General features: G+C 39.5%; 24 protein-coding genes and 1 riboswitch. Of the genes, 14 read left to right on the top strand and 10 right to left on the bottom strand.

Annotation, left to right across the window (positions count from 1 at the left end; translation table 11 throughout):
* The first annotated feature begins 2 nt into the window (after positions 1-2).
* Positions 3-896, top strand: a complete 894-nt coding sequence (locus NH454_RS07540) for a TIGR01777 family oxidoreductase (RefSeq protein WP_235382349.1) — start codon at positions 3-5, stop codon at positions 894-896.
* A 58-nt stretch (positions 897-954) separates the two neighbouring features.
* Complete coding sequence (locus NH454_RS22430; RefSeq protein ID WP_199526605.1) at positions 955-2,115, top strand: GGDEF domain-containing protein; 1,161 nt, start codon at positions 955-957, stop codon at positions 2,113-2,115.
* Positions 2,116-2,122: 7 nt separating this feature from the next.
* On the opposite strand, the gene NH454_RS07530 is transcribed toward NH454_RS22430, so the two are convergent.
* Complete coding sequence (locus tag NH454_RS07530) at positions 2,123-3,073, bottom strand: LysR family transcriptional regulator (RefSeq protein ID WP_135924282.1); 951 nt, start codon at positions 3,071-3,073, stop codon at positions 2,123-2,125.
* Positions 3,074-3,181: 108 nt separating this feature from the next.
* Here NH454_RS07530 and NH454_RS07525 point away from each other — a divergent pair, with 108 nt between their 5' ends.
* Together NH454_RS07525 and NH454_RS07520 are read left to right on the top strand one after the other, a co-directional pair.
* A complete protein-coding gene (locus NH454_RS07525) occupies positions 3,182-4,120 on the top strand; it encodes a sodium-dependent bicarbonate transport family permease (protein WP_135924281.1) in 939 nt (312 codons plus the stop codon).
* A gap of 76 nt (positions 4,121-4,196) precedes the next feature.
* Positions 4,197-4,616 carry a hypothetical protein gene (locus NH454_RS07520; RefSeq protein WP_135924280.1) on the top strand — a complete coding sequence of 140 codons (420 nt, stop codon included), beginning with the start codon at positions 4,197-4,199 and terminating at the stop codon, positions 4,614-4,616.
* 8 nt (positions 4,617-4,624) lie between these two features.
* Here the strand turns inward: NH454_RS07520 and NH454_RS07515 are convergent, their stop codons facing one another.
* The 3 genes from NH454_RS07515 to NH454_RS07505 all read right to left on the bottom strand — a co-directional run bounded on the left by NH454_RS07515 (position 4,625) and on the right by NH454_RS07505 (position 5,837).
* On the bottom strand, positions 4,625-5,005 hold the full coding sequence (locus NH454_RS07515; protein WP_235382348.1) for a hypothetical protein: 381 nt from the start codon (positions 5,003-5,005) through the stop codon (positions 4,625-4,627).
* Complete coding sequence (locus NH454_RS07510; RefSeq protein ID WP_199526606.1) at positions 4,998-5,582, bottom strand: hypothetical protein; 585 nt, start codon at positions 5,580-5,582, stop codon at positions 4,998-5,000. Before NH454_RS07510 ends, NH454_RS07515 begins: the two co-directional genes overlap by 8 nt.
* A gap of 72 nt (positions 5,583-5,654) precedes the next feature.
* Positions 5,655-5,837 (bottom strand): hypothetical protein, encoded by a 183-nt coding sequence (locus tag NH454_RS07505; protein WP_199526607.1) that lies wholly within the window; start codon positions 5,835-5,837, stop codon positions 5,655-5,657.
* 264 nt (positions 5,838-6,101) lie between these two features.
* Between NH454_RS07505 and sbcB the strand changes: the two genes are divergently transcribed.
* Positions 6,102-7,547 carry an exodeoxyribonuclease I gene (sbcB, locus tag NH454_RS07500; RefSeq protein ID WP_253038662.1) on the top strand — a complete coding sequence of 482 codons (1,446 nt, stop codon included), beginning with the start codon at positions 6,102-6,104 and terminating at the stop codon, positions 7,545-7,547.
* A 39-nt stretch (positions 7,548-7,586) separates the two neighbouring features.
* Here the strand turns inward: sbcB and NH454_RS07495 are convergent, their stop codons facing one another.
* Entirely contained in the window at positions 7,587-8,486 is a 900-nt protein-coding gene (locus NH454_RS07495) for an NAD(P)-dependent oxidoreductase (protein WP_253038661.1), read from the bottom strand.
* Between the two features lie 114 nt (positions 8,487-8,600).
* Between NH454_RS07495 and NH454_RS07490 the strand changes: the two genes are divergently transcribed.
* On the top strand, positions 8,601-9,116 hold the full coding sequence (locus NH454_RS07490) for a redoxin domain-containing protein (protein WP_062564542.1): 516 nt from the start codon (positions 8,601-8,603) through the stop codon (positions 9,114-9,116).
* A complete protein-coding gene (locus NH454_RS07485) occupies positions 9,082-10,065 on the top strand; it encodes a 2-hydroxyacid dehydrogenase (RefSeq protein WP_253038691.1) in 984 nt (327 codons plus the stop codon). The genes NH454_RS07490 and NH454_RS07485 overlap by 35 nt, the downstream gene beginning before the upstream one ends.
* 95 nt (positions 10,066-10,160) lie before the next feature.
* Here NH454_RS07485 and NH454_RS07480 read toward each other — a convergent pair whose 3' ends face one another.
* Entirely contained in the window at positions 10,161-11,486 is a 1,326-nt protein-coding gene (locus NH454_RS07480; protein ID WP_253038660.1) for a sodium-dependent transporter, read from the bottom strand.
* Positions 11,487-11,634: 148 nt separating this feature from the next.
* Between NH454_RS07480 and NH454_RS07475 the strand changes: the two genes are divergently transcribed.
* Positions 11,635-12,372, top strand: coding sequence for a 4'-phosphopantetheinyl transferase superfamily protein (locus NH454_RS07475; protein WP_235382343.1), 738 nt, complete (start codon positions 11,635-11,637; stop codon positions 12,370-12,372).
* On the opposite strand, the gene lysC is transcribed toward NH454_RS07475, so the two are convergent.
* Complete coding sequence (gene lysC / locus NH454_RS07470; protein ID WP_253038659.1) at positions 12,349-13,728, bottom strand: lysine-sensitive aspartokinase 3; 1,380 nt, start codon at positions 13,726-13,728, stop codon at positions 12,349-12,351. The genes NH454_RS07475 and lysC overlap by 24 nt on opposite strands.
* Positions 13,729-13,809: 81 nt before the next feature.
* Positions 13,810-13,982: riboswitch (Lysine riboswitch) on the bottom strand.
* A gap of 88 nt (positions 13,983-14,070) precedes the next feature.
* Positions 14,071-15,321, bottom strand: coding sequence for a sodium:proton antiporter NhaD (gene nhaD / locus NH454_RS07465; protein ID WP_235382342.1), 1,251 nt, complete (start codon positions 15,319-15,321; stop codon positions 14,071-14,073).
* A 148-nt stretch (positions 15,322-15,469) separates the two neighbouring features.
* On the opposite strand from nhaD, the gene NH454_RS07460 reads away from it, so the two are divergent.
* From NH454_RS07460 to NH454_RS07435, 6 genes are all read left to right on the top strand, one after another.
* On the top strand, positions 15,470-16,744 hold the full coding sequence (locus NH454_RS07460) for a hypothetical protein (RefSeq protein WP_253038658.1): 1,275 nt from the start codon (positions 15,470-15,472) through the stop codon (positions 16,742-16,744).
* 2 nt (positions 16,745-16,746) lie between these two features.
* On the top strand, positions 16,747-17,292 hold the full coding sequence (locus tag NH454_RS07455) for a hypothetical protein (RefSeq protein WP_235382340.1): 546 nt from the start codon (positions 16,747-16,749) through the stop codon (positions 17,290-17,292).
* Positions 17,292-20,078: an ATPase gene (locus tag NH454_RS07450; protein WP_138558566.1), complete on the top strand. Its 2,787-nt coding sequence runs from the start codon at positions 17,292-17,294 to the stop codon at positions 20,076-20,078. The genes NH454_RS07455 and NH454_RS07450 overlap by 1 nt, the downstream gene beginning before the upstream one ends.
* A gap of 404 nt (positions 20,079-20,482) precedes the next feature.
* Positions 20,483-21,025, top strand: coding sequence for a DUF4136 domain-containing protein (locus NH454_RS07445; protein WP_253038657.1), 543 nt, complete (start codon positions 20,483-20,485; stop codon positions 21,023-21,025).
* A 588-nt stretch (positions 21,026-21,613) separates the two neighbouring features.
* On the top strand, positions 21,614-22,168 hold the full coding sequence (locus tag NH454_RS07440) for a DUF4136 domain-containing protein (protein ID WP_135924267.1): 555 nt from the start codon (positions 21,614-21,616) through the stop codon (positions 22,166-22,168).
* Positions 22,169-22,334: 166 nt separating this feature from the next.
* The gene (locus NH454_RS07435; protein ID WP_235382338.1) at positions 22,335-24,173 is read left to right on the top strand and encodes a TonB-dependent receptor; all 1,839 of its coding nucleotides are present in this window, start codon (positions 22,335-22,337) and stop codon (positions 24,171-24,173) included.
* Positions 24,174-24,236: 63 nt separating this feature from the next.
* Here NH454_RS07435 and NH454_RS07430 read toward each other — a convergent pair whose 3' ends face one another.
* Entirely contained in the window at positions 24,237-24,722 is a 486-nt protein-coding gene (locus tag NH454_RS07430; RefSeq protein WP_235382337.1) for a hypothetical protein, read from the bottom strand.
* 359 nt (positions 24,723-25,081) lie between these two features.
* Positions 25,082-26,349: hypothetical protein (locus NH454_RS07425; RefSeq protein WP_253038656.1), on the bottom strand; the 1,268-nt coding region annotated here is incomplete at its 5' end.

Below are 26,349 nucleotides of genomic sequence, written 5' to 3'. Positions count from 1 at the left end.
CAATGCATATATTATTAACGGGTGGAACAGGTCTTATAGGCAAGCATTTGTGCCCATTTCTTTTAAACCATCATAAAGTGACTGTTCTTACTCGTAACCCTATCCAAGCGGCCGTCTTGCTTACTCACCAAGTTGTGGCTGTTAAGTCATTAGACGAGGTCGATTTTGAACAGATAGACGCAATCATTAATCTAGCAGGTGAGCCTATTGTTAATAAGCGCTGGAGTGATTCACAAAAACGAGAATTATTAGATAGTCGTATTAAGCTGACACAACAAATCACAAAAAAAATCAACCGCTGCAATTCACCACCGCACACTTTTATTTCTGGCAGTGCGATTGGCTTTTATGGTCGACAAGGCGACTGCAAAATAGATGAAAGCTTTAATGACATTTACCCCGAGTTTAGCCACGTACTATGCCGAGATTGGGAGCACGCAGCAACCAAAGCTGAATCGGAAAAAACGCGCGTGTGTCTACTCAGAACTGGTGTGGTGTTATCAAAACATGGCGGTGCGCTCGATAAAATGTTACCCGCATTCAAATTTGGTCTTGGCGGCCCTATAGGTCATGGTAAGCAAGGCATGTCTTGGATACATATAGATGATATGATCCAGCTCATTTTATTTGTACTGTCTCATCAAGACATCTGTGGCCCTATCAATGCAACAGCGCCTAACCCTGTTGATAATAATGAGTTTAGTCAAACCTTGGGTTCCGTTATTTCAAGACCAGCAATGCTAAGAATGCCTGCTTGGGTTTTAAAGCTAATGATGGGCGAAATGTCTGATTTATTACTTCATGGACAATTCGTGATCCCTGATAAACTTTTAAAACATAATTATCGTTTTCATTATCCAGAACTTAAACCAGCATTAGAGAGTTTAAGGCTTTAAGTAAAAATCATTAGTTGATTTAATCAGCGTGGTACATAATAATTAATTATGTCGTAAAGTGGAATTAGGGATATTCATGGTGGACTTACCCACCATAATCAGCATTTCGGTATTACTGAATGTGGTTATTGGTGCCTTCTTATTGTCTCTGTATTTTTTGAGACAGCAACAAAGCTATTTGTATTGGGGAAGTTCGTGCCTGATTTTTGTATTAGCCCAAATTACAGCCACCTCACGAGTGTTTATTGACCTTCCAATTTTGACACACTTTATAGCCAATTTACTTATAATAGCCGCTCCACTAGCTGCAGTCTTAGGTATTCATGCCTATAACAATAGAGAAAAATACTACTTAAAACGTTGCTTATATCTTCTACTAGCTACTGCAATGCTATTATTTCCCATGTTTCAACTTGGTTTTGATCAATTCGTCACGACTGCAATTCTTGCCTTTAGTTTTCTCTACGCAGCAAATGCTTTACGTAGACTAAATGTTGAGCGAATTATCCACTTGGTGCTCTTGCAGCTATGCTTTTTCATTCACAGCGCCATCATGTTTGTTCAATTTGGTCTTTTAGTGATGGAGCACTTTAACTACATAAAGGCAGACATATCACAAGTGTTTGCCATTATTCTAATTAGCCATATCATCATCACTACACTTACAGCAATGATCTGGCCATTACTCATGTTTTTAGAATCAGAACAAGTACTCAGTGATCTTGCTAATCGAGATTCATTAACTGGATTACTCAATAGACGAGCTTTTATAACTATTAGCAATAACTATTTGGAACAAGCAAACAATAGCCTCAGTGAATTATGCGCAGTCATGATTGATATAGATTTTTTCAAAAGAGTAAACGACAAGTATGGCCACGAAACTGGGGATGAGGCATTAAAGTGGGTCGCAAATAAAATAAAATCACAACTTAGAGAACACGACTTAGTAGCTCGAATTGGTGGAGAAGAATTTGCAGTTATACTTCCAAGCACTAACCAATTACAGGGTGAAAACTTATCAGAGCGAATTCGCTTAGCCATCAATAACGACTATTTTACTTTCAATGATCAACGCATAAAATTAACCATCAGCGTGGGCATAATCACCCATCAGTCAGGAAGCAATAATATAAACGAGTTACTTGCCCAAGCAGATAAAGGACTTTACAAAGCAAAAGTAAACGGTAGAAATCAAGTCGTTACTATGGCTTTTTAAAAATACTTTACGCTAAGCTTGTATTCAATGTACTTAATTCATTATTGACCCAGTTTTTGTCTAAACATTGCTCAAGGTTAAGCTCTGCGAACTTTAAGAAGCTACGAGCAGCATGAGAAAGATGACGATCAGTGCGCACCACGAAGTACCAGTGACTAGCAAGCTGAACATCAACTACATCAAGGATGCAAAAAGAGCTATCGTTTGTTGGCAATACATGGCGCGATACCACACCAAGCCCCATGCCAGAGCCTACAGCGACTCTAATCGCTTCGTTACTAGCCATTTGCACTGTATTACTCAATACTAAGCCACGACTTTGCAGCTCACTCTCAAATAGCATTCTAGTTGCAGAACCAGGCTCACGTAATAAAAAACGCTCCTTCATTAACTCTTTTAAAGTCACTTGCTGTTGCTGAGCAAGTGGATGGTGCATAGGAGCAATAAAGACAAGTGGATTTTGCAAAAATCGCCCAGCCTTTGCATGTTCTAGTGACGGCGGGTGACTAAATACATAAATGTCATCTTCTCCTCTTTCAAATCGAGCAAGTACTTCTGCCCTATTACCAATTTCCAGCGGTAATTCTACGTGAGGATGTAAATTACTGTATGGGCCCAGTAACTTAGGTAAAATATATTGTGCAGTGTTTACAATGGCTATTTTGCAACGCCCTCGCTCTCCTCCTCTAAGCTCAACTAAATAATCTTGATAATCATCAAATTGTCCAAATACTTGTAGGCACGTTTGATAAAGCGCGAAACCCGCTTCAGTAATATGAATTTTTTGCTGATTAACAATAATTAAAGGTTCACTAATACTTTCTTGTAAGCGCTTAATTTGTTGAGAAACCGTCGGCTGTGTTAAATGTAACTGCCTTGCTGTTTCACTGATCGAACGAGTTTTAACAACTTGCATAAACACTTCTAATAGCCGAAAAGAAATATGTCTTAGATCCATAACCACCACCCATAGATAAAAACCTATAAGATACTAGCATTTATTTAATTATTTACTATGCTTCTTTTTGTTTAAAATGACGACATTTTAAATTCAAAGGAGAATAAAGTGCCTGATATTGTTGTAATGTTTTTTATTTTGGGTCTAGCTGCAGGGTTATTGCGCTCAGATCTTAAAATTCCACAAGCAACTTACGAAACGCTGAGCCTACTGCTTATGCTAACAATTGGTTTAAAAGGTGGCATGGTGCTGCACGGCAGCTTGCATTGGAAATTACTGCCTGAAATGGGCGCGGTGATGCTTCTCGGTGCAGGTATTCCTCTTCTTGTTTATCCTATATTAAATAAATTGCTTGGTTTATCAGTAGCAAATAGTTCAAGTATTGCAGCACACTATGGTTCAGTAAGTGCCGGTACATTTGCTGTTGCTTTGGCTTATGCTGAGTCAAATGCTTTAGATGTTGGCGCTGAAGTAACACTGTATCTAGTCATGTTAGAACTGCCAGCAATTATTGTCGGTCTGCTGCTATTTCGCAGCCTTGGTAATGGCTCAAGTAAACATTTATCACTTAAAGCACTGTGGCATGAAACATTAACAAACAAAAGCGTCATATTGTTAGTCGGTGGCGTAATAATCGGCATGATGTATGGGACTCAACAAGGTAGTCAAGTAACCAGTTTATTAACCAACAGTTTCAAAGTCGTACTGGCCTTGTTTTTACTTGAAATGGGCTTAATGGCAGCTCAAACACTACGCCCTATCCCATGGCATCACTGGCGCTTAGCACTTTTTGCTCTTATTACTCCTAGTATTCTTGGCGCGATTGGAGTCGGTGTCGGAACCCTTTTACAGCTGGAACTTGGTTCAGTTGTTATTTTGGCAAGCTTAGTAGCAAGTGCATCATATATTGCCGCACCAGCAGCCATCAAAGCAGCCATCCCAGAGGCTGACATTGGGTTGGCTATGCTCTGCTCCTTGGGCATAACTTTCCCATTTAATGTATTAGTTGGTATTGGCTTGTATCACCATATGGCATTAAATATTTGATAAACGTGCACTTTATGAATGCGGTTTCAGAAAAAGTCGTTTACTATTGGTAGAAAATAATGTGCAAGGATATGCCATGTTCGATCAAGAGTTAAATTCTGAGCAGCAACATATAAGTGCAATTTTTCAACGCTTATGCGAAGTATACCAAGTAACCAATAACACTGAGCTTGAGCAAGCTTTAGCTCTCAATCAAGGCTATAGCAAAGAATGCATTCAAAGCGCTATTGTCCCATATGAAGTGATTGATAAAGCGAGTAAACACGCTCAGGTTAGTTTTGATTATCTACTAAGTGGTAAGAAAGATAATTTAATTAAACTAGAAGGCCCATTGTTACAGGCAATTAATAATGGGCTTTTAAAAAGTATCAAAAAAATGTCAATAGCGGGGTTAATCAAGGGTGAAAACCAAACTCAAGATGCACTCAAACAGCTAGCTGATATTCAAGTTAAACAGATAAAAAATGAACTAAAACTACAAAGCCAGATAAAATAATCTGGCTTTTAATTTTTTCCTTTATAGAGCTTGTTGTAGATCTCAGAAATATTATTTTGTTCATCGTAATACTTCTGCAACTCACCTAAAGATAGCTCTTTTAATTGCTGGTTTTTAAGATCAGTTGCTTCTACCCACTGAAACTTTTGAGGGCTTGTACTGTTATCCATCAGGCTACATATTTCGTTTTTCAGAGCCTCCGCTCTATTAAACAGTTTTATGGCTTTGTTGATATCCGTTTCTTGCTCTGCCTGTAGCGTACACCACACCACCTCAACAGATTTGCTTCTGATTTGTTCTTCAAAAATATTTTTGCGTGCTATTAGCCACGTGCTTACAGCTAGCAAAACTGCTAATACAACAATGGCTATGTAAATTAGTTCAAGCATGACGATCCCTCGGTAAACTAAATGTTACTATACACCCAAACTTAGTGCGCAAAACATCAGGAAAAAGCATGATAAATGAAAGTACAAGGCTGATATACAACACAATAAAACTGTAAAGATAATGTATATGGGCAAATTCTTGCTGCAAATCTAATACAACAAATTTAATCCAAATTATTAAATGGGAAAACGTTAAAATGAGGAAAAGCTTTGAAACCTTAAAGAATAATTCATTAAATCTATAACTAAAAACTATGTGAATTCTATACATTGCTAACAACATAATTGAATTTGCGATTACAAAGCCAACATATACATTTTGCGCTCCTGCTGCTGAATTATGATTTTTTACATACTCTAAAGCATATTCCATCATCAGCGCTGTTAATAAATAATTTACACAAACACTTGTTATAGTAATAAAGTTACTAAAGTACTCCCTCTCTTTTAAGGCCTTTCTCAAAGAGTTTAACAGAGCAATCAAATAACTTGTTGCTATTACAGCTTGAAATGAAAATGTATCCGTATATGGCTTAATTACTAACCATTTATTATAAAGCTCTTGCAGGAAGTCCACAGACGAAACTCTTTTTTCTTTCATATTAGAGTGTTAGGTACAAAAAAACCAGCTATATGCTGGTTTTATCTATTAATTTTCTTTCTTTTTTGGATTAAGAATAATAATTCCACCCGAGTTCTTTAAGTTTTCTTGTTTCTTCTTTGGGTTAAGAATGATTATACCTCCAGAATTGCCAAGTTTTTCAACAGAATAATTTGAAGCTGGAGTTGCGTCGAATGCTAAAGTAGATAGTAATAAAGCTGATAAAGTCATTTTTTTGTTCCTTCATTGTTAAAGATAGTTTTCGTTAGCAAATACCGAGCCACAGAATACAAAACAGCTCAAAAACTAACGACACCTCACTATATAAGCATAAAAATTAACCGCAAGGCCATTTTTTATACAGCTCGTGTTTATAAAAGTTACACTAAACAGCCACATTACGTTTTACTCTATAAACTAGCTAGGCTCTATGCCATAATTCTGACAATTCAGAAAATAACTCAAAACGGCTCGACGCTTAGCAAGGTTTAATGCATGGCTTATCCAGAACAACAACAACCAACAATTTACTGGCACGACTACGAAACATTTGGCGCAAGTCCGCAAAAAGATCGTCCAAGTCAGTTTGCTGGCATTCGTACCGATCTTGATTTAAATATTATTGGTGAACCGTTAATTGAGTATTGCAAGCCGGCGGCTGATTACTTACCCCACCCCGAAGCATGTTTAATAACAGGTATTACCCCGCAAATTGCGATGCAAAAAGGCTTAGTTGAAGCTGAGTTTATGGCAAAAATCCATGCTGAATTTAGCCAACCTAACACCTGTGTTGCGGGCTATAACAGCATCCGTTTTGATGATGAAGTCACACGTTACAGCTTATACCGTAACTTTTATGACCCATACGAACGTGAATACAAAAACAATAATAGCCGCTGGGATATTATTGATTTAGTGCGCGCCTGTTATGCACTGCGCCCAGAAGGCATTGAGTGGCCGCTTAAAGAAGACGGTACACCAAGCTTTAAACTCGAACACTTAACCGTTGCCAATGGCATTGAACATGCTGCCGCTCACGATGCTTTAAGTGATGTAACGGCAACTATAGCACTGGCTAAATTAATTAAAGAAAAACAACCAAAGTTGTATCAGTTTTTCTTTAGCTTACGTTCTAAAAAAGCACTGGCAGATTTAGTTGATGTGTTTAACATGACACCACTAGTGCACACTTCATCACGAATTCCAGCAAATCAAGGCTGCACCAGCTGGATTGCACCAATGAGCTTTCATCCAGTTAATAAAAACGCCATTATTTGCTTTAATTTAACTGAAGATCCGCAAGTCTTATTAGATTTATCTGTTGAAGAGCTACGCACGCGCCTTTATACAAAACACAGCGATCTTGGCGAAGACGAAGCACCAGTAGGCCTTAAACTAGTGCATTTAAATAAGTGCCCTATTCTTGCGCCAGCAAAAACCTTGTTACCAGAGAACGCGGCGCGATTAGGTATTGACCGCGAAAAGTGCTTACAAAATCTCACTATTTTAAAAGCCAACACAGAACTTCGCTATAAAGTAACCGAAGTATTTAACGAACAGCGTGATTACGGCGAAACTAACAACCCTGACTATCAACTTTATGATGGTTTTACCAGTCATGCTGATAAAGCTAAATTTGCCATAATACGAGATGCAAGCCCTGAGCAATTAGCCTCAATGCAGCTTGATTTTGATGATAAAAAGTTTGCTACTTTGTTATTCAGATACCGAGCTCGAAACTGGCCACACACACTTAGCCAAGACGAGCTAGCAAAATGGCGCCAGTATTGCCAAAACAAGCTAATGCATGGCGAAGATAACCCTTCAATCAGTGGCCAAGATTTCATGATCACCCTTGAGAATCTGGCTCATGAAAATGATGATAACGAAAAAAATCTGCATATTTTAAAAGCGTTATACAATTATGCACAAAGCATGTAATAAAAAACGCGACAATAATTGTCGCGTTTTTTATTGATATTACTTTTTATGTAGCGCTTCAATACGCGCTAATAAACTTGAGGTGTCGTAGCGGCCGCCACCTAAAGCTTGTACATCGGCGTAATATTGATCAACTGTTGCCGTCATCGGCAAAGTTGCGCCGTTTGCCTTTGCCTCATCCAAAGCGATGCCTAAATCTTTACGCATCCAATCAACAGCAAAACCAAATTCGTATTCACCAGCCCACATTGTCTTGTAGCGGTTTTCCATCTGCCATGAGCCAGCTGCACCTTTCGAGATGGTTTCAATCACTTTTTCACCATCAAGGCCCGCTTGTTTTGCAAAGTGTAACCCCTCAGCTAAGCCCTGCACCACACCAGCAATACAAATTTGATTTACCATTTTACAAAGTTGACCAGAGCCTACTTCACCTAATAATTGGCTAAAACGGCTAAACGCAGCCATTACAGGTTGAACAACATTAAAATCAGCTTCGTCGCCACCAACCATCACGGTTAATACACCATTTTCTGCCCCAGCTTGACCGCCAGAAACCGGCGCATCTAAAAATGCGATACCTTGTAGTTTCGCTTGAGCACCCACTTCACGTGCCACTTCAGCTGATGTTGTAGTGTGGTCAACTAAATAGCTGCCCTCATGCATGCTTGCCAGTACACCATGTTCACCATGTTCACCATGTTCACCATAAACAACTGAACGTAAATCATCATCATTGCCTACACACATGAAAACGATATCAGCCCCTTTTGCTGCTTCACTTGGCGTTTCAGCGTATTCACCTTGATACTCTGAAACCCACTTTTGCGCTTTAGCCGTTGTGCGATTATAAACTGTCACGGTGTGACCTGCGTTGGCAAGGTGACCCGCCATTGGGTAACCCATTACACCTAATCCGATGAAGGCGACTTTCATTGACATAAAACTGACCTATTTGAGTGATAAATTAGTAACAATTTCATTATCTCAACCGAATAACTAAAAAGCGAATGAAAAAAAGTTCATTTAAACCGTTTAAAAACACACAGGTAAAACATGGATAGTATATATCGTTTCAATGCCCAGCTTGCATCTGGTGAAAACTTCAGCCTTGAATCGCTACAAGGAAAAACAGCGCTTATTGTCAATATTGCCAGCAAATGTAATTTTTCAGTGCAAATGGCAAGCCTTGAAAAGCTTTATCAAGACTATAAACAGCAAGGATTTACCGTACTCGGTTTTGCCTGTAATCAATTTGGCCACAATGAACCGCTTGATGGCAATGAGCTACAAGCCTTTTATCAGCAACACTTTGATGTTAGCTTTCCCATTTTTAACAAAGTGTTAGTGAACGGCCCAGAGGCCCATCCTTTATTTAATTATTTAAAATGTCATACCCGTGGAATAGCACAAAACCGCGCAATTAAATGGAATTTCACCAAATTTCTTATAAACTCAGAGGGTCAACTCGTTGCGCGATATGCCCCGCGCACCAAACCCGAAACCCTCAAAATGGTGATAGAGAGTAATTTAAATGATGAAACTGGCCTTATTCAGTGCGCAAAAGTATGAGCAACCGTTTTTTGAAAGGAATCTAACTGAATACGCTGAGTCTGTTTCGCTCAGTTATTTTGAGCAATCCTTAAACAGCAATACCACCCCCCTTTGCCAAGGCTTTGATGCTGTGTGCGTGTTTGTTAACGATACAGTCGACAAACACGTCATTGCCGATATGGCTGCCCTAGGCATAAAGGCAATCTTATTACGCTGTGCAGGCTTTAATAATGTTGATCTTGATGCTGCCAAAGAGCATAACATCAAGGTTTGCCGTGTGCCCGCTTATAGTCCAGAAGCCGTGGCAGAGCATTGTATTGCCCTTATGCTAACGCTCAATCGAAAAACCCATAAAGCCTTTAACCGAGTACGTGAAGGTAACTTTGATTTAAACGGCTTGCTAGGCTTTAACTTATTCAAAAAAACCATCGGGATTATAGGCTGTGGCAAAATCGGCCTAGCACTGGTAAATATCTTAAATGGCTTTGGGGCGAAAGTACTCGTTTGTGACCCAATGGCTGGTGAAGGCCCTTACACCCTATGTGATTTAGACACATTGCTTACCCAAAGTGATGTCATCTCATTGCACTGCCCGCTCAACGAGCATACCCATCATTTAATTGATGCTAGCGCATTTAAGAAGATGAAAGACGGTGTCATGCTGATTAACACCTCTCGTGGTGCACTTCTCGATACTCAAGCCTGTATTCAAGCGCTTAAGTCTAAAAAGCTCGGACACTTAGGGCTTGATGTGTATGAGCAAGAGTCAGAGTTATTCTTTAAAGATCACCGTGAAGAAATCATGCAAGACGATATTTTTTCACGCCTTATTAGCTTTCCGAATGTGTTAGTCACAGGCCACCAAGGCTTCTTCACCCAAGAAGCACTTAGCGAAATAGCCTGCACTACATTGCAAAGCGCCAATGAAATAAGCCAAGGTTTACCATTAACTAACGAGGTTATTTAATGGTAAACCTTAAATTAAAAAAGGCGTGAGGTTTAAATCCCACGCCTTTTACTTTTGTCTTTTCCCTTGAAACTAGAGACTTGTAACTCAAGTTTCTATTTCAACAACGCCACGTTCACAAATACCGCCGTCATTAATAACGGACAGACAAAGCGAATGTACTGGGCAAACCAATAATGGGGGCCACTCGATACTTGATGCAATTTATTACCACGCTGCCATAACCAGCCAACAGTAATGAAGTAGAACAGTCCCATTAAAGGTAATTGGTACTGTGTAAGCACCATAATCACTAAGCCAAATAACCAGTCAAAGTTTAAGATGATTAGTGATGAAGCGATAAAGACGATTAGCGTCACAAATAAGGTCGCTTTTTTTCGCTCAATACTGTGATTCTCAACTAAAAATGCCACTGGAATTTCAGTCGATGAAATAGTTGATGTCACTGAGGCAATCGACATTAATACAAAGAATAATAAGCCAACGAGTAAACCCACTTGGCCCATAGTGCTAAACAGCTCAGGTAAAATCGCAAATATTAACTGCCCTTCACCAACCAATTTACCGCCGCTAAATACCTCTACACCGTTATGTTGAGCAACAAAAATAGCCGGAATAATCAATAAACCCGCTAAAAAGGCCACACCGGTATCAAGCAGTGCCACAGTGCCAGTTAATCTAGGTAGGTTCGCATCTGGTTTTAAATAAGAGCCATAAACCATCATACATCCTACACCTAACGACAATGAAAAGAACGCTTGCCCCATTGCCGCAATAATTAAGTTTGCATCAAGAATTTGACTAAAATCTGGTACTAAGTAGGCTGCAAAACCATCCATCGCACCATCAAGTGTAGCGATATAAGCAATTAAAGCCACTAATAACACTAGCAATAATGGCATTAAGCGGCGTGACCAAGTTTCGATACCTGATTTAACGCCTTTTAAAATAATACTCGCAGTGAGAATAAGCATCAGCGGTGTAAACACAAAGTTGCGTGCCATGGAGTCGCTGTGTAAAAAGTTACTTAACTCAGTAAAACCAAAGAAGTTTGCGATTGGCTCAAGCGCATAAGCGAGCATCCAGCCTGCGACAATCGAATAAAAGCTTAGCATTACAATCGCACCAAAGAGGCCAATATAGCCAGCTGCGGCCCCCACTTTAGGTGCTGTGTCTTGCCATGCATTTGATAATGCTTTTACCGGATTAGCTTGTGCTTGATGACCTAAATATAGCTCAGTATAAAGAGCCGGAAGCGCTAATAAGAAAATAACAATAAAATAAACAAGTAAGAATGCACCGCCGCCATGGTTTGCCGCTTGTGTTGGAAAGCCCCAAATATTACCTAAACCTACCGCCGCACCAGAAGCTGCTAAAACGAAACCTAATCGACTTTGAAAGCCGTCACGAACTTGTGCCATACATCTACAAATCTGTTATTATTTTTCCTCATTAAACCATAATTACAGTCAACTGCGTAAACTATTTACGTTTGTTCGTGCCTATAAATGTGCATCTGCTGTAAAAATAAACAAAACTAAATACGAGCCTTCGTGTAAGCGTCAAACCATGAGCAGCCACTACTTTTCGAATACTCTTATCATCGAGCAGCAAAGCCAAACAACGGCCAAAAAAATTATGCTGATGGATGCAGCACGTATTGATGTTGCAAGTTTACCCGTTGATAAATTACTCAGTGGGTTTGAATTGAGCGTACTTGAAAAACGCAAAGTTCCTAGCGCCAAGCAAGAGTACTTAGCGACTCGCCTAACGTTAAAGTATTTGTATCAACACGCTTACCCTAATGACGATTTAGCCCTTAATGAAATATCGAGCCAGTTTGATGACAAAGACAGTAAGCTCAAATTATATACAAAACGCAGAGAACCTGTGTGGGCCTGTTTATCACATTCAAATGGTTTAATTGGCGCTGCTCTTAACCCAGAACAGCAGCTATTTGGTTTTGATATTGAACAAAGCAGTAAACCTCGCCCTTTTCTCAAACTCGCAAAGCACTTTTATCATCAAGATGAAGTTGACTTAATTAGCCGTTTTGATGCTCCCGATGAACAAGCACAGTGCTTTTTTAGAATTTGGACATTAAAAGAGGCGCTTGCCAAAGCAAGTGCTCAGCCGATTGCGAAACTACTTGCTCCTAATGTATTCGAAGAATTGAGCAAACATAATTTCAGCGCGAGTAGTAACTCTATTGAAGGGTTTGATATAAGTGTTGTGGCACAAAAAAGCACTGACTGGCAGTGCTCTTTTATTAATTTTAACGACCTACGCCGCGACTTGGCTTTCTAATAGTCGGCTGTGAATAGCCTGCACGACTTCATCTGACTCACTTTGCTCAACTAAGAAGCACAGGTTATGTTTACTTGCACCGTGGCAAATTAAACGAATATTAAAATCACTCAATACCTGCATTAAGTTCATTTCTTGCTGACGTAATTGAATCTCAGAACCAATTAAAGCCACCAGCGTCAAGTTGTTCTCAACCGACACATGACAAAACTCAGAAAGCTTATCTAAACAGGCTTGATCAAGCTCAGGACGTGATGCATTTGGCGCATTATCTAAAGTAATTGCAACACTGATCTCTGAGGTAGTAACCAAATCAACCGAAATATTAAACTCACTTAAAATGGTGAATACACGCGCTAAGAAACCACTCGCAAGAAGCATTTCTGGGCTTTTAACGGTTAATAGAATTTGGTTTTTACGCTGCGTTACTGCACGAATACCCGGTTGCTGAGACTTTTCTTTTTCAATCCATGTACCGCCTAATTGCGGCTCACGGCTTGAACCAACAAACACACTAATATGGCTACGGCTCGCTGGTAAGATAGTTGCAGGATGCAGCACTTTTGCTCCAAACGTGGCCATTTCTGCCGCTTCATCAAAGCTTAAGCGAGCAATTGGGCTTGCTTTGGCGCATAAACGCGGATCAGTACTGAAAATACCCACAACATCGGTCCAAATATGCACGCTTTTTGCGTTAATTGCTTCAGCGAGTAATGCAGCACTGTAATCTGAACCACCACGCCCTAAAGTCGTTGTTTGATTATGTTCATTGCTACCAATAAAGCCTTGAGTTACAACAACTTGCTCATCAAGTAGCAGCACTAAATGCTCTTTAGCAGCCGCAGCGGTTGCTGCAACATTAGGTGTTGCTTTAGCAAATTGGCTATCTGTTTTTAGCACTTTACGTACATCAAAACGCACCGCATCAAGACCTTGACCACGTAATACTTGAGTGAACAAATACGATGATAAACGCTCACCAAAGCTCAGTAGCTCATCTTGCTCAGCTACTGACTTAACCCCTTCTGATGCCAAAGTTTGAAAAGCCTTAAGCGTTTCATTAAAGCCATGTGCTAAATCAGCATCGAGCGACAACTCTGCCAAAATTGCTTCTTGAATGGCGACTACGCCGGTAATGTGCTCATCACGCTCAACCGCGCTCAAATCACGTTTACACAATGCAACTAAATGATTGGTCACGCCAGCACTGGCACTCACAGCAACAATACGTACTTGGTTATCAGCACAAACGATTTCTGCGCAGCGGCTCATAGCATCAAAGTTAGCTACACTGGTACCGCCAAATTTTGCAACAACGTAATCTGATTTTGTATTGGCGGCTAATTGGGTATTCATGTCGTCTCCTTTTGTGGAAAACTATCCACAGTAAATCAAGAAGAACTCGGCAAGGGGGTGCTTTGAAAATAAAGAGTAGTCCATGCCAGAAGCTCTCCACCTAGTTTGGTGACAGTTTTGAGGATTCAGCCCCATAAACCGAAAAATAACCGTGACGTCCGGATAATTTTCTCGGCGAGTACTTCCCTCATTAATGGTCATCGGCGTTCGTCACCTCACATTAACTACCTAAGTATCGCACCTCTTCTGAATGTTAAGTTAACACCTGGTTAAAATAACAAAGCCTGCTGTTAAAAGCAGGCTTCGAAAGTTAACGTTTAGACGTCTAGCTGTCAAGTTGTTTTATGAAATTAAACTGCCCGCTAAGTGCGAACCGTAATAACCAACGGTATAAGCAATTAATAAATAAACCGACATTTTAAGATAGCTCATAAAGGTCAGTGCTTTGACCTTACTCATGGCAATAATACCTGCCGCAGAGCCGATAATAAGCATTGAGCCACCTACCCCTGTTGCGTAAGTAAATGATAGCCATTGCTGTGGACTCATCACAATATCTGCTTTTAAGAGTGCTGCAGTTAAAGGTACGTTATCTACCGCCGCCGATAATAGCCCCATTAAGTAATTGGCATATTCAGGCGCCATCAATTCATAAAGGTGAGTAAATTTAGCAAGCATGCCAACTTCTTTTAATGCGCCAACCAGCAATAACACACCCACGAAGAACAATAAGGTGTCGTACTCAATTTCACGAATATAATCGATGATTTTTTTGTTCACATCTTTTTTGCGCATTAAAAATTGCGCAACCAAAAACATCAGTGATAAACCAAATAAAAAGGTTAATAGCGGTGGCACACTATAAAGTACGCTTAAAGTTAACGTGGCTATGATGGTCGAGAAGAAGATAACCGCAATGGTAATATCGGTTTTTTCAATACGACGAGCTGTTTGCTTTTCAAATACCACATTACCCGACATACCCACCGATAACATTGCCGCTAACAATGCAACACTTGCAAGTGCAGGTACAATTAATAATAACAAGTTAGCAATGGTGACTTTATCGTCTAAGAAAATCATCAGTGTTGTAACATCACCGGTGATCAGCGACACCCCACCCGAGTTAACACTGAATACAATTAAGGTTGCGTATTTTATTAATTTTTTAGGATCTAACTTCAGTGACATCACTACCGCAAGCGAGATTAAAGTTGCCGTTATGTTGTCTGATATCGATGAAAATAAAAACGCAAAACCACCAATCAAAAACATCAGCTTTCGTTCACTGATTTGATTTGGCATAATTTTATGCACAATATTCTGGATAAAGCCTTTAGAGTTTAAATACGCTACAAAGGTCATCGCAGCCATTAAAAATAGCCACAAAGTCGCGATTTCTAATATATTGTGATCCAGTTGATGTTGCATGGTTTCTGGGCTTTGCCCATGAATCGGAGAGATAAATAAGATAATCCAGCATAAAGTGCCAAAAAAAAGCGTCGTTTTGGCCTTGTTTACATGGATAATATCCTCTATAACGATAAGCAAAAATGCCACCGCTATCAGGGTTAGGATAAGTGGGGTTACCATGGTGTTTGAACAACCTTTATAATAATGTAAAAATTGTAAGACGAGTGTTTCGGCGCGGATTCTAGCAGCATCGACAGCATAAAACTATTCTCAATTACATAATTTACTACTAATCGCTAACACCAAAGTCTGAATTTACTGGAGCCTTATGATCCCAGCTAAAAAGTTATTAAATACCCTTACAGAGCATTGGGGGGTGTTAGAACTATTATTTAAACGTTTTAAAATGGCTGATTTCAGCTTGAAAGACGTACAAAATGCGATAAAACAAAAACAACCTACTTGGTCAAATGAACGCATTTATAAAGAAACAAATCGTTTATTGAATCAAGACATCATTATTCCACTGGCTAAGTCATCGCAGTTAGAAATCAACCGCGCGATCGCCGATTTTGCAACTTTCTTGCTACAAGAAGAGCACCTAGGTCTTGCCCAAGAAATTAGTGTGCTCGTTGATGACCTTGCTCGCCTTGGTAACCGCCTTGCTAAAGCGGGTGAAATTGAAGATTACGACGAGCTACGCCGCTTTAGCCGCATTATGGATGATCGGGTTCGCAAAATAATGAAATTGTTTGCCCATAATGAAAACGCAATTTTAAATATTGTTGAACAAGCCAAAGCTAACAACGCAGTGCAATCTTTGCAAAAGCGCTATCAAGCAGTCATTGAAGCGTTCGATGAATACATCGAGCCTATGCTGGAAATGGTGGATATTCGTGGTGACTTTCATGCTTGCTTTCATACCATCGAATTGCAAATTAGCACGCAAATAGAGCAAATTGACCGCCTAGGTAAGTCATATCAAGACAAGCGCATGCTTGAACAATTACGTACCCGTATTTTAGAAATGCATTTAATTGGTCGTGAAAGCTTACGTAAAAGCGCCGATATGCTGATGCCGCTGCGTGAAGAATTACGCCGCAATAACCTAATTACTCGCCAAGCAGCTAAAGTGCTTGGTTTAGTGCGTAAAAATGGCGTCGATAACATGTTAAGTGCAGTACAGCCTAACTTTGTTTCAGACGCGCAACGTTTTTCACTTGGTCAGCAACGTCATATCGTGGCCTATATGGCAGGCTTAGTTGACTTTGAGCACGATGAATATCAGCTTCCTGAACAGGATGATGTACCTGCGTATCAAAGTCCGCATATTCCTGATTACAACGATGTTAAAACCCAATTTAGAAGACGCTTTAAAAAAGCCAGCAAAAAAGCTCAGCCACTCCTTAGTTTTTTAGATGAAAGCTACCCAGATCTTGAGGCTGACGAAATGCTGTTCTTGTATCAAAAACTAATTAGCGATGGCGACCTTGAGATTAGCCAAAGCCAAGAGAAAGTAAAAATAAAAATTGCCCAGCAACACTTCTCTCTTTACCCATTTAACTCATCGATTGCTGACGATAAAAAAGCAACAGAGCAATAACCATGACAGATATTAATTTAGATGATTTAACGCATCTGCAAGCTATTAATAAAAAGCTCACATCAGGCTACCACATTAGCGAACAAGACACGCTGATGTGGCAAGAGCTTGATCAACACATTGATGCTTATCGCGCGTTATTTAACACCCTTGGCCATGACTTACAACATGATAGCCGTGGCTTTTACTATTTTGGCAGCGACGAAAGCACCCCAAATATGGGTAAAATTTCGCGTGCCATCGCACTGACTATCTACATCTTGATTGAGCACTATGCCAATACTGGTAAAGATCCAATGCGGGCCTTGTTTGACGAAGTAAACGACCTTGAACTAATGCAAACCTTAGTGCAAATCAACAAGCACCTGTTTGATCAATTAGAAATCTTTTCAGGCTCAGATTTACGCAAAGACGTTTACCTTCGTATGGTACGTTTAGGTCTTGCTCGCGAAGTAGAAAATGGCTTTATGCTGCAAGCACCTATTTATCGTTATATCGATGCATTAATGGAAGTAAACGAAGAAACCTACCTAGGAGATGACGAATAATGCAAAGCCAAAGCCTATACGGACTCAGCAAACTTGCGCTTTTAAATACCGCTGGCTATGCAAAATGCGTGATCCCGCTGGATAAAAGTAGTTCAATCTGTGCACCTAATAATACCGGTAAAAGCTCGGTAATTAATGCCCTGCAATTTCCACTGATCAATGATTTACGTTTAACAGAATGGGATGGCCACGATTTAGACGAAACCCGAAAATTCTACTTTTCGTCAGACCAATCCTATATTTTACTCGAAGCTGACCTACCTAATGGCCCTGTGGTGATTGGTGTTGCCGGCCTTGGTAAAATTGCTGGTTACGCGCATCAGTTTTTTTGCTACCAAGGTAAGTTGAACCTTGAACACTACACTCAAGGCAAAACCATTGTAAAATTCACCAAGCTTTTTAATCACTTAAAAGAGCAAGGCTTCAATCCAATTGAATTAAAAGCGCAGGAGCTAAACGCCCTACTCACTGGCGGCGCAACCCCATTTGATGGCGATATCAACTTAAAGATGATCCCCCTCAATAACGTGCAAGATTCAGCAATTTACAAAGAAATTTTCCGCCGTATCCTTAACTTGCATAAGTTAGGTGCCAGCGATGTTAAACGCTTTATGTTACGCGTATTTGAGCGTCATATGTCAAACTCACGGGTCGACTTTTATGAAGTGTGGCGACGTTCATTCGATAAAGTGAATCGCGCTAAACGTGAATTAAAAGCCCTTGAGTCAATGCAAGAGCCTATCGCAGCTCTTGAGTCTATGCTTGAAAACCAAACAGTTTTAAAAGGTAAGCTTGCTGCCTATGCGCCAAAAATTGACCAAGCACTGATTGACTTTGAAACCTATCAACAAGAGCAACTATCTGAGCTAAATATTGCCCTTGAAGATATCGAACACGAAAAGCATGAGTTCGAACAAAAGCAGCAGCTGTATATTCAGCAATCACGTGATATTGAACGTAAGCAAACACAAATTGAACAATGGTTTTTAGACTATCGAGCGCTTAAATCTGAGTTTGAATTGGTGAATAAAGCCACTTTAAAAGTAAGCCTTACGCAACTTAAGCAAGATTATGAATCGCTATCGCATTCATTAAGCAGTGCCCAAGGTCAAAGCTTACACACCCTTGATTACCGCATTAGCGAAACACAAAAGCAAATTAAGAGCTTAAAACTGCAGTTAAAGAATCTCGAGTTCAATTTATTCACTCGTATGCGTGAAGATTTATCTTTGAAAGAAGTTGAAGAGATTTCGCGTATTCTAAACCCAGATATCTTATCGTTTGCCACCACCAGCAATGGTGATGTTGAGATCACAGACGAAGATGCCTTTGGTGAGTTTTTAGAGCAGTTATCGGCCAATGTTAAAGGCGGTGTACTGACTCTTCCTGGCGCGACGATTAAACTTAAAAAGCTAAGTCCTGTGCAGATGCAAACGGGCGAAAATAAAGAGCAATTAACCGCGCAACTCGCTGCTCTTGAAAACTCACTGAAAGAGTTTAAACAGCAGCGTGAAGTCGCTGCGAATGTCGCCGAAAAGCAAAAAGAAAAAGATGCCCTATATGATGAGCTAATGGCCTCTGAAGAAGCATTAAAACGCTTTGAACAATTTGAAGTGATGCAGCAATCTGTCGATGCACAAACTCTACTAAAAGAGCAATTAAATGCAGAGCGCGAACAAGTTGACGACTACCTGCAAGACATTCAAAAGAACAGTGGTTCAATCAGCGACCGTCGCTCAATTATTAAATCGAAAAAAGATCTGCTTGCGCGTCAAGCTGACCGTTTACGCCAAGTTAAATCAGAACGTATTGATCACACGCTTGATTTTTATTCAGGCAAAGTGACGCCATACATGATTGAAATCAGTATTGATTTTGATAATTTAAGTGATCTTATTCATCACTTTAACAAAGACTGCCAAGAACTACGCAACTTTGATATCAACGTACGTAACACCTACATGCATATTTATAATGCGGGTATTACTAAGTTTGATAACGAAAACGATGAGTTTACTAAATACGAAAAGCTTATTAGCGCGTTTCATAACATTGATAACGAGCGCGATGCTGTTGAGCGTCAAGGCCGAGTTGCGTTAACCGAAGTAGCCGCCACCATTAAAGGATTGCGTGAAGACTTAGACCGCCTACGCCGCGAAATGAACAGCTTTAATAAAGGCATCAGTCAGCATCGGATCTCTAACCTTCAAGCATTCAAAATTAATGTTATTCCGCGCAAGATGTTAGTTGATAGCATTGATACCATTATCAGTACCTCAAACCAGTTTGAGCAAGGCGATACTCTAGACCTATTAAGTCAAGAGCCTTATAGCGAGTCTGCGGTAAACGAAGCGAAAGATCATTTAATTAAACTTGCCTCAGAAAAAGCAGGTTTAACACTGACCGACTTATTTGATATTCGTTTTGAAGTAGTAAATCGTGCTGGCGAAACTGAACACTTCGAAAAAATAGACTCAGCCGGCTCTAACGGTACTCGTATCACCATTAAGCTACTTTGTGGCATGCTGTTTATTCGTTATTTATTAAGTGATCAAGAGCAAAACCTGTATCGTATTCCGATTTATATCGATGAAGCAGCTGATATCGACCCACAAAACCAAAAAGCAATTATCGAAACCGCTCTTAGCTTTGGCTTTGTGCCGATTTTTGCCTCAGTTAAACCACAAGTCAGCTGTGATTACATCGTCCCAATTCGTACAGTGAAAGATGGTGCGCAAAACTGGGTTGATGAAAAAGACTGGATAGAAGTTGAACACAGTGCTTAATTGCAAAAATTAATCATTGCTGTAGTCAAGGATGGTTATACCCAAGCCACCTTAAGATGCAGCATTCAGCGTTTCACAGGTGCTTAATATCAAGGCGTTACTTTGCAACAATGGCAGTCCCTTTTAAGAAGTAACAACGATGAGAGTAAGTGCCTGAGAAGCGCCCAAAGGGTTGCTTTAAAAGCGATTTATAACTGCGTTATTGATTTTACTATTACTTGCAATCAATGCCTTGCCTAAATCGCTTTTAATCCCAACTGAAACTCGCACTTTGAGGTGGTTTGGGTATTTATTACAAACTATTACTGACTCTTTTGTAAATTTACCGTAAATCATTTAGTTGAATTATTACTGTTTTATGTTATTAATTTAAATGATGGAAATTTTGCCAAGGAGCAATAAAGATGAAAAACTTATTAATCGCATCAACAGTTTTACTTTTAGCGGCCTGTGCTAAGACACCTAGTTTGGATTACGACAAATCAGCAGATTTTAGTAATTATAAAACCTTCTCATGGGTACCTAATGCGAGCCTAACTGAAAACGTAATAAACTATCAAATTAGCCCTTTAACGGAAAAACGTGTGCGTGAGGCCGTAAATGCTCAGCTTGAAAAAAATGGCATGAAGTTAGTTGATATGGCACAAGCTGATGTACTTTTAAACTACCATGCCTCAGTTGATACCAAAATTAATGTTCAAACAATGAACATGGGGTATAACTATTGGGGTGTTGGCCACAACACGTATACTGTTACGAATGAATATGATGTTGGCACATTGATTTTAGATGTTGTTGACAAATCATCAAATCAACTTGTTTGGCGTGGAGCTAAAGAAGGTCGTTTAAAAAAGAAACAGTCACCACAAGAGCGCACTGATGCAATCGTAGATACAGTTGCAGATATTCTTAGTAGCTTCCCACCACAAAAAACTGATAACATCTAAATTCTGTTTTAGTTGAAAAACCGTGCGCCTAGCACGGTTTTTTATTGTCGTTTGAAAAGTTCACCTTTTTCTCCTACATCGTGCTTTATAAGTCAAAATAACTATAAATAATTCGCAATACTTTCTGGACGAATGAGTTAGATAGAGCTCAAACACAGCATTCAATCCGAAAATTAATCATTGATTCAGTCAAGGATAATTATACCCAAGCCACCTCAAGATGCAGAATTCAGCGTTTCACAGGTGCTTAATATCAAGGCGTTACTTTGCAACAATGGCAATCCCTTTTAAGAAGTAACAACGATGAGAGTAAGTGCCTGTGAAGCGCCCAAAGGGTTGGTTTAAAAACGATTTATACTGCGTTATTGATTTTAACAATAGAACCACTATTACTTGCAATCAATGCCTTGCCTAAATCGCTTTTAATTCCAACTGAAACTCGCATCTTGAGGTTGTTTGGGTATTTATTACAAACTATTACAGTACTTTTTTGTAAATGTGCCATAGTTTTTAAATAATCATTCCGTTGAATTATTTTTATGTTATGTTATCAATCAAGTAGTGGAAATTTGCCAAGGAGCAAACAATATGAAGAACTTATTAATCGCGACGGCTGTATTATTTTTAGCGGCCTGTGCTAAAACGCCTGACTGGGATTACGACAAATCAGCAGATTTTAGTAATTATAAAACCTTCTCTTGGGTACCTAATGCGAGCTTAACTAAAAACGTAGCGAACTACCAAATTAGTCCTTTAATGGAAAAACGTGTGCGTGAAGCCGTTAATGCTGAACTTGAAAAAAGCGGTATGAAGCTTGTTGATATGGCACAAGCAGATGTACTGATTAACTATCATGCGTCAGTTGATACAAAAATTGATGTAGATACCTTCAACGTAGGTTACGGTGCACGCTGGAATTACTGGGGCATGGGTTATAACACGCAAACAACGACTCGCGAATACGAAGTGGGTACATTAATTTTAGACGTAGTTGACCGCGCTTCTAACCAGTTAGTTTGGCGTGGCGCTAAAGAAGGTCGTTTGCAAAAGAATCAATCACCTGAAAAGCGCACTGAAGTTATCAATGAAACCGTTGCTAACATTCTAAGTAACTTCCCACCGCAATCTATTAATCAAAACTAAACACCGTTTTAGTAAAAAGACCGCGCAATAATTAGCGCGGTTTTTTATTGCCTGCTGAAATCTGGTTGGAGTGGTATAACTCAGTGATTCAGATACAATACCCGCAATTTTCAGTGCGCCTAACTAGCCCACTACCCCAGATTAAACAAAATCAAGAGAGTTTTAGATGGTACGCGCAGTACAGCTTACACTTCCCGCTTTATTCGTCACTTGCTCAGTGCTAGCAGAAGACACCAACAACATTGAACAAATCACCGTTGAAGTTTCAGCAACCGCAAATAAAGAACCTGTAGGTACTTTTGATGCGCCGGTATCAAATTTAGAATATGACCCACGTGTCGATTTGCAATCGCGCAATATGGCTGAAGCACAAGCTGATGTAACCATTCGTGGTGGTATCTTTGAAAATACCGGCTTTCGTGTTGGTAGCAGTACGTTATTTGACCCTCAATCTGGCCACTACTTTGCTGAAATTCCAATTGCCCCACAGATGCTAACAGGCCCTTCAGTACTTACAGGTGCTGATAATGCCCTTTATGGTATGAATAGCTCGGTTGGCACAGTTTCATTTGGCTGGCGCCCTATCACAAGCACTGGCAGCGTTTCACTTGGCACAGGTACGAATGGCTTTAATTTACAAAGCATTCATGCTGCCCATAGCCAAAAGCTGGATAGTAAACCAGATTGGCGATTAGGTTTTGAGGGTGAATACTCACACTCAAAAAGCGATGGCTCAATTGAGAATGGCGACCACGACTTTGAACGTGCCTCAGCGCGTATTCAACTTGCAAGCTCTACCTCGCAAACCGATTTTATGTTTGGACGCCAAGAGAAGTTTTTTGGTTGGCCAAACCTTTACACACCATTTAATTTTAACGAAACCGAAGATCTTGAAACCAAGCTTTTCATGCTCAATCACAAGCAAATTTATGGTAAGGGCAATAGCCTTGAAGTGACTGGTTATTATCGCAAACATAACGACCATTATGTATTATCTCGTGAAAACCCAGCTATTTTTGAAGCGTTTCACGAAACCACGGTTAAGTCATTGGCACTCTCTGGGCGTCACCGCTTAAATAACCGCTATGCTATTAATTATGCTGGCCAATTTATTGCTGATGAAATTGAATCAACGTCTCTTGAAAACAACTTTACGTCACGCAATTACACTAAGCTCAGTATCTTACCTGAGTACAAGGCGGCCCTTGCAGCTAACAAAGAGCTTACTATTCGTATTGGTGCTGCATTTGATGATACAAACCGTGATAGCTCAGCTACCTCATTTATTGCCGATGCAAGTCTGAAAGTAGCTCATCAAAATGGCAGTGAACATACCTGGTATGCATCATACGCCGAAGCAACACAAGTTCCTGGTTATACAGCAATTGGCGGCAGTGAAACGGGCGGATTATTCAGAAGTAACTACAGCCTTGAGCGCGAAACCACCGATAACCTTGAACTAGGTTTACTGATTGAACAGTCTTCGTGGCGTTTAGATTCAGCTATTTTCTACCGCAAAGATAAAAACCTTACCGATTGGACATATCGCTTTGATGCAACCTCAGCTCGTTTTGCAAACCCGGTTGATATAGACACCTTCGGTGTTGAGTTTTTAGCGAATAAATCGTTTGAAAGCACTGAGTTGATTGCCAGCTACACCTATTTAGAGAAGTCAGAAGACTATGGTACGGCAGATATTGATGCGAGCTTTTATGCGCTGAACTACCCTGATCACCGTGTAACACTGGGCGCAGTATGGCAACCGATGGATGTGCTTGAGCTACGTATCGATAACGAATGGCGTAAACAACACAGTAACCGCCTACGTAGCTCTGATGATGAAGCCTTCTTTACACAGTTAACGATAAAATTCACACCTGCCCAGCTTGATAATGTGTTTGTTACCTTTGCAGCTGACAATATTTGGGATGAATCATTCGAAGAAGTACCGGGTACCCCCGGTCGCGGCGAGCAATATACTCTTAGCGCTACTTATACGTGGTAAGCAAAAACAATAATGCCAGTCAATTGACTGGCATTATTACTATTCATAAATAATATTATCTAGCTAAAAATTACTCACAAGCTTCGGTATTAAGCTCAAATAAGAAAGGATATTTTCTTTGTGGCTAAATTCATTCACACTTTGTTGATCAAAAAATTGTAAGCCCGAAAGCTCATTCTCAACTCGGCCTTCGAATGATTTTAACAACTGGCCTTTATCTACATTTAGTTTGATATTAAAAACTATAACGACACTCATCGTATTAGTTAGAAGAAATGAATTAAGGTCTACCCAATCAATCATTGAACTGGATATATTCGCTTCTTCAAATGCTTCTTTTAGTATGTTCTTTTTAATATCATCGGCCTGCATTACTTCTAACTCATCCCTTTGAAGGCCACCGCCAATAAGGCCAAGAAAATAAGTGTCTGACTTTGTTGATTTTTTACCAAACACAAAAAAGTCATCACTTGTCGAAATTAACGATCCTGTATTTATATGGTATGGAAAGTAACAACTCGCTAGGCTCTGCTGTTTGCTTAATTTCATTAAAGAGCGAATTGTAGAATATGAGATAGTGCTCAGCTTTAATTGCAATGAACCTTGTTGTATTTCATCGATATTTTCTAATCGATAATACTGCCCATCCCAAATATCAGTACCTGCGCTTTGCGCATCTGCTATAACCTCATGCCAATAATCTTTTAGAACTTGTTCGTAAAGGGCTATATTTAGGCTCTATTCCGATGCAATAACATCATAAGTTTCAATCTCCGAAACATTTTTTATTAGTATTTTAGAATTAGGTATCACAATTAATATTCCAAAAATTGTTACTCTATGAAGAATGCATATAAGCTGATAACAAGCTCACTTAATCTCTGAGTTTGGCGGCCGTTAGCATAGAGTTAAGGCTGGATGATATCCACACACTTAAAAATATATCCATGATCATGATTCTTCATTCTACAAGCATCTATAAAATGACTTCTTCGATTACTATTAAGCAAATGGTAATAGCTTGGTTCATATATAGAAAGTTTTTTAATAACTATCTTACCCTTCGGGTAATTTGAAGCCTTGACATTTTTATCGCCCGCGGTCATAAGGTTAAAATTAATGTTACTGCGTGACTGCTCAGCGGAGATTTCTCCTTTTAAAATATACTCTGTATTTTCATAAAAATTCTTAGCTAAAAATGACAAATTAGCGTGGGGTAATTTTATACTAAAAAAGCCATATTCATCGGTAACTACTTTTTTAAACAGCTTTTTTCTATTTAAAAAATAAGAGAAGGTGATTTCAACATTACCAACTGCAACATTACTATTTGAAGTTGGAGCGGTCAGTTTTCCATCTAACCTATAAGTATCCAAATAGAAATTAACTTCTCCAAAATAATCAACGTCCACTTTTTTACCTCTAGCAGAAACCATTAAAGTGAGTTCGCCAAATATAGCCCTTGAACTAAAAAATGATTTAAACTCCTCGAAAGACTTAGGTGTAAGTATGCCATCCTCAACATGGAAATAATGTGATATATCAACAGATGATTGTTTTTCTAGATTTATTTCTCTACCGTCAACTCTGGCTAAATTAATGATAAAAGAGGGATTTTCATCTATATCTATCGGTAATTTATTATGTGAGAACGAAATGTCAAAACTCGAGAAGTTTTTATCTATCGTATTTTCTGTAATACTGGAGACAGACATATTTGCCCACTCAGCATAACCATGATTTTCATTAAGGGGAATATACACTGAATTAGTTTGGTAGTTCTCTTCAGTTAAAGTCACCTCGCCAAATGAAGACACCCTGCCAATTAACGAAATTCTATTTTCTATAGTTGGGTCAACATTGAGTGTGATATTAACCGTATCAACCATTTCACCGACAAAATCACCATTAATGAAAACAAGCATATCATCAAAAAGGCTTTCTGAATCATCTATCGAGTCCCCATAATAGCCATTGTTATAGCCCATAGTTACATCAACTGTTACTGTCTCTATAGATGAAGAATTACATGTAATAGGCAAAAGAAAACCCGAATTCAGATAATAAGTGCACCACTCATGGTTAAACGGTGAGAAGAGATCAACTGCCTGTTGGTGGTACTCTGTAATCGCCAAAAAACAAGAGTAGATACCATGAGTTACAAGCAGTTGATCGA

The sequence above is a fragment of the Pseudoalteromonas sp. Ps84H-4 genome (assembly GCF_024124645.1).
Classification (GTDB): domain Bacteria; phylum Pseudomonadota; class Gammaproteobacteria; order Enterobacterales; family Alteromonadaceae; genus Pseudoalteromonas; species Pseudoalteromonas lipolytica_C.
Note: the sequence above shows the minus strand (reverse complement) of the source record. Positions and strands in the feature narration are given on the sequence as shown.

Excerpts from the sequence above, each read along its gene's own strand:
- NH454_RS07515 (WP_235382348.1), bottom strand. The coding sequence starts at position 5,005 with ATGCTTGAACTAATTTACATAGCCATTGTTGTATTAGCAGTTTTGCTA.
- lysC (WP_253038659.1), bottom strand. The coding sequence starts at position 13,728 with ATGAATACCCAATTAGCCGCCAATACAAAATCAGATTACGTTGTTGCA.
- NH454_RS07460 (WP_253038658.1), top strand. The coding sequence starts at position 15,470 with ATGATCCCAGCTAAAAAGTTATTAAATACCCTTACAGAGCATTGGGGG.
- NH454_RS07445 (WP_253038657.1), top strand. The coding sequence starts at position 20,483 with ATGAAAAACTTATTAATCGCATCAACAGTTTTACTTTTAGCGGCCTGT.
- NH454_RS07530 (WP_135924282.1), bottom strand. The coding sequence starts at position 3,073 with ATGGATCTAAGACATATTTCTTTTCGGCTATTAGAAGTGTTTATGCAA.
- NH454_RS07495 (WP_253038661.1), bottom strand. The coding sequence starts at position 8,486 with ATGTCAATGAAAGTCGCCTTCATCGGATTAGGTGTAATGGGTTACCCA.
- NH454_RS07440 (WP_135924267.1), top strand. The coding sequence starts at position 21,614 with ATGAAGAACTTATTAATCGCGACGGCTGTATTATTTTTAGCGGCCTGT.
- NH454_RS07430 (WP_235382337.1), bottom strand. The coding sequence starts at position 24,722 with ATGAAATTAAGCAAACAGCAGAGCCTAGCGAGTTGTTACTTTCCATAC.
- NH454_RS07505 (WP_199526607.1), bottom strand. The coding sequence starts at position 5,837 with ATGACTTTATCAGCTTTATTACTATCTACTTTAGCATTCGACGCAACT.
- NH454_RS07455 (WP_235382340.1), top strand. The coding sequence starts at position 16,747 with ATGACAGATATTAATTTAGATGATTTAACGCATCTGCAAGCTATTAAT.
- NH454_RS07475 (WP_235382343.1), top strand. The coding sequence starts at position 11,635 with ATGAGCAGCCACTACTTTTCGAATACTCTTATCATCGAGCAGCAAAGC.
- NH454_RS07490 (WP_062564542.1), top strand. The coding sequence starts at position 8,601 with ATGGATAGTATATATCGTTTCAATGCCCAGCTTGCATCTGGTGAAAAC.
- NH454_RS07485 (WP_253038691.1), top strand. The coding sequence starts at position 9,082 with ATGAAACTGGCCTTATTCAGTGCGCAAAAGTATGAGCAACCGTTTTTT.
- NH454_RS07480 (WP_253038660.1), bottom strand. The coding sequence starts at position 11,486 with ATGGCACAAGTTCGTGACGGCTTTCAAAGTCGATTAGGTTTCGTTTTA.
- NH454_RS07540 (WP_235382349.1), top strand. The coding sequence starts at position 3 with ATGCATATATTATTAACGGGTGGAACAGGTCTTATAGGCAAGCATTTG.
- nhaD (WP_235382342.1), bottom strand. The coding sequence starts at position 15,321 with ATGGTAACCCCACTTATCCTAACCCTGATAGCGGTGGCATTTTTGCTT.
- NH454_RS07435 (WP_235382338.1), top strand. The coding sequence starts at position 22,335 with ATGGTACGCGCAGTACAGCTTACACTTCCCGCTTTATTCGTCACTTGC.
- NH454_RS07520 (WP_135924280.1), top strand. The coding sequence starts at position 4,197 with ATGTTCGATCAAGAGTTAAATTCTGAGCAGCAACATATAAGTGCAATT.
- sbcB (WP_253038662.1), top strand. The coding sequence starts at position 6,102 with ATGGCTTATCCAGAACAACAACAACCAACAATTTACTGGCACGACTAC.
- NH454_RS07450 (WP_138558566.1), top strand. The coding sequence starts at position 17,292 with ATGCAAAGCCAAAGCCTATACGGACTCAGCAAACTTGCGCTTTTAAAT.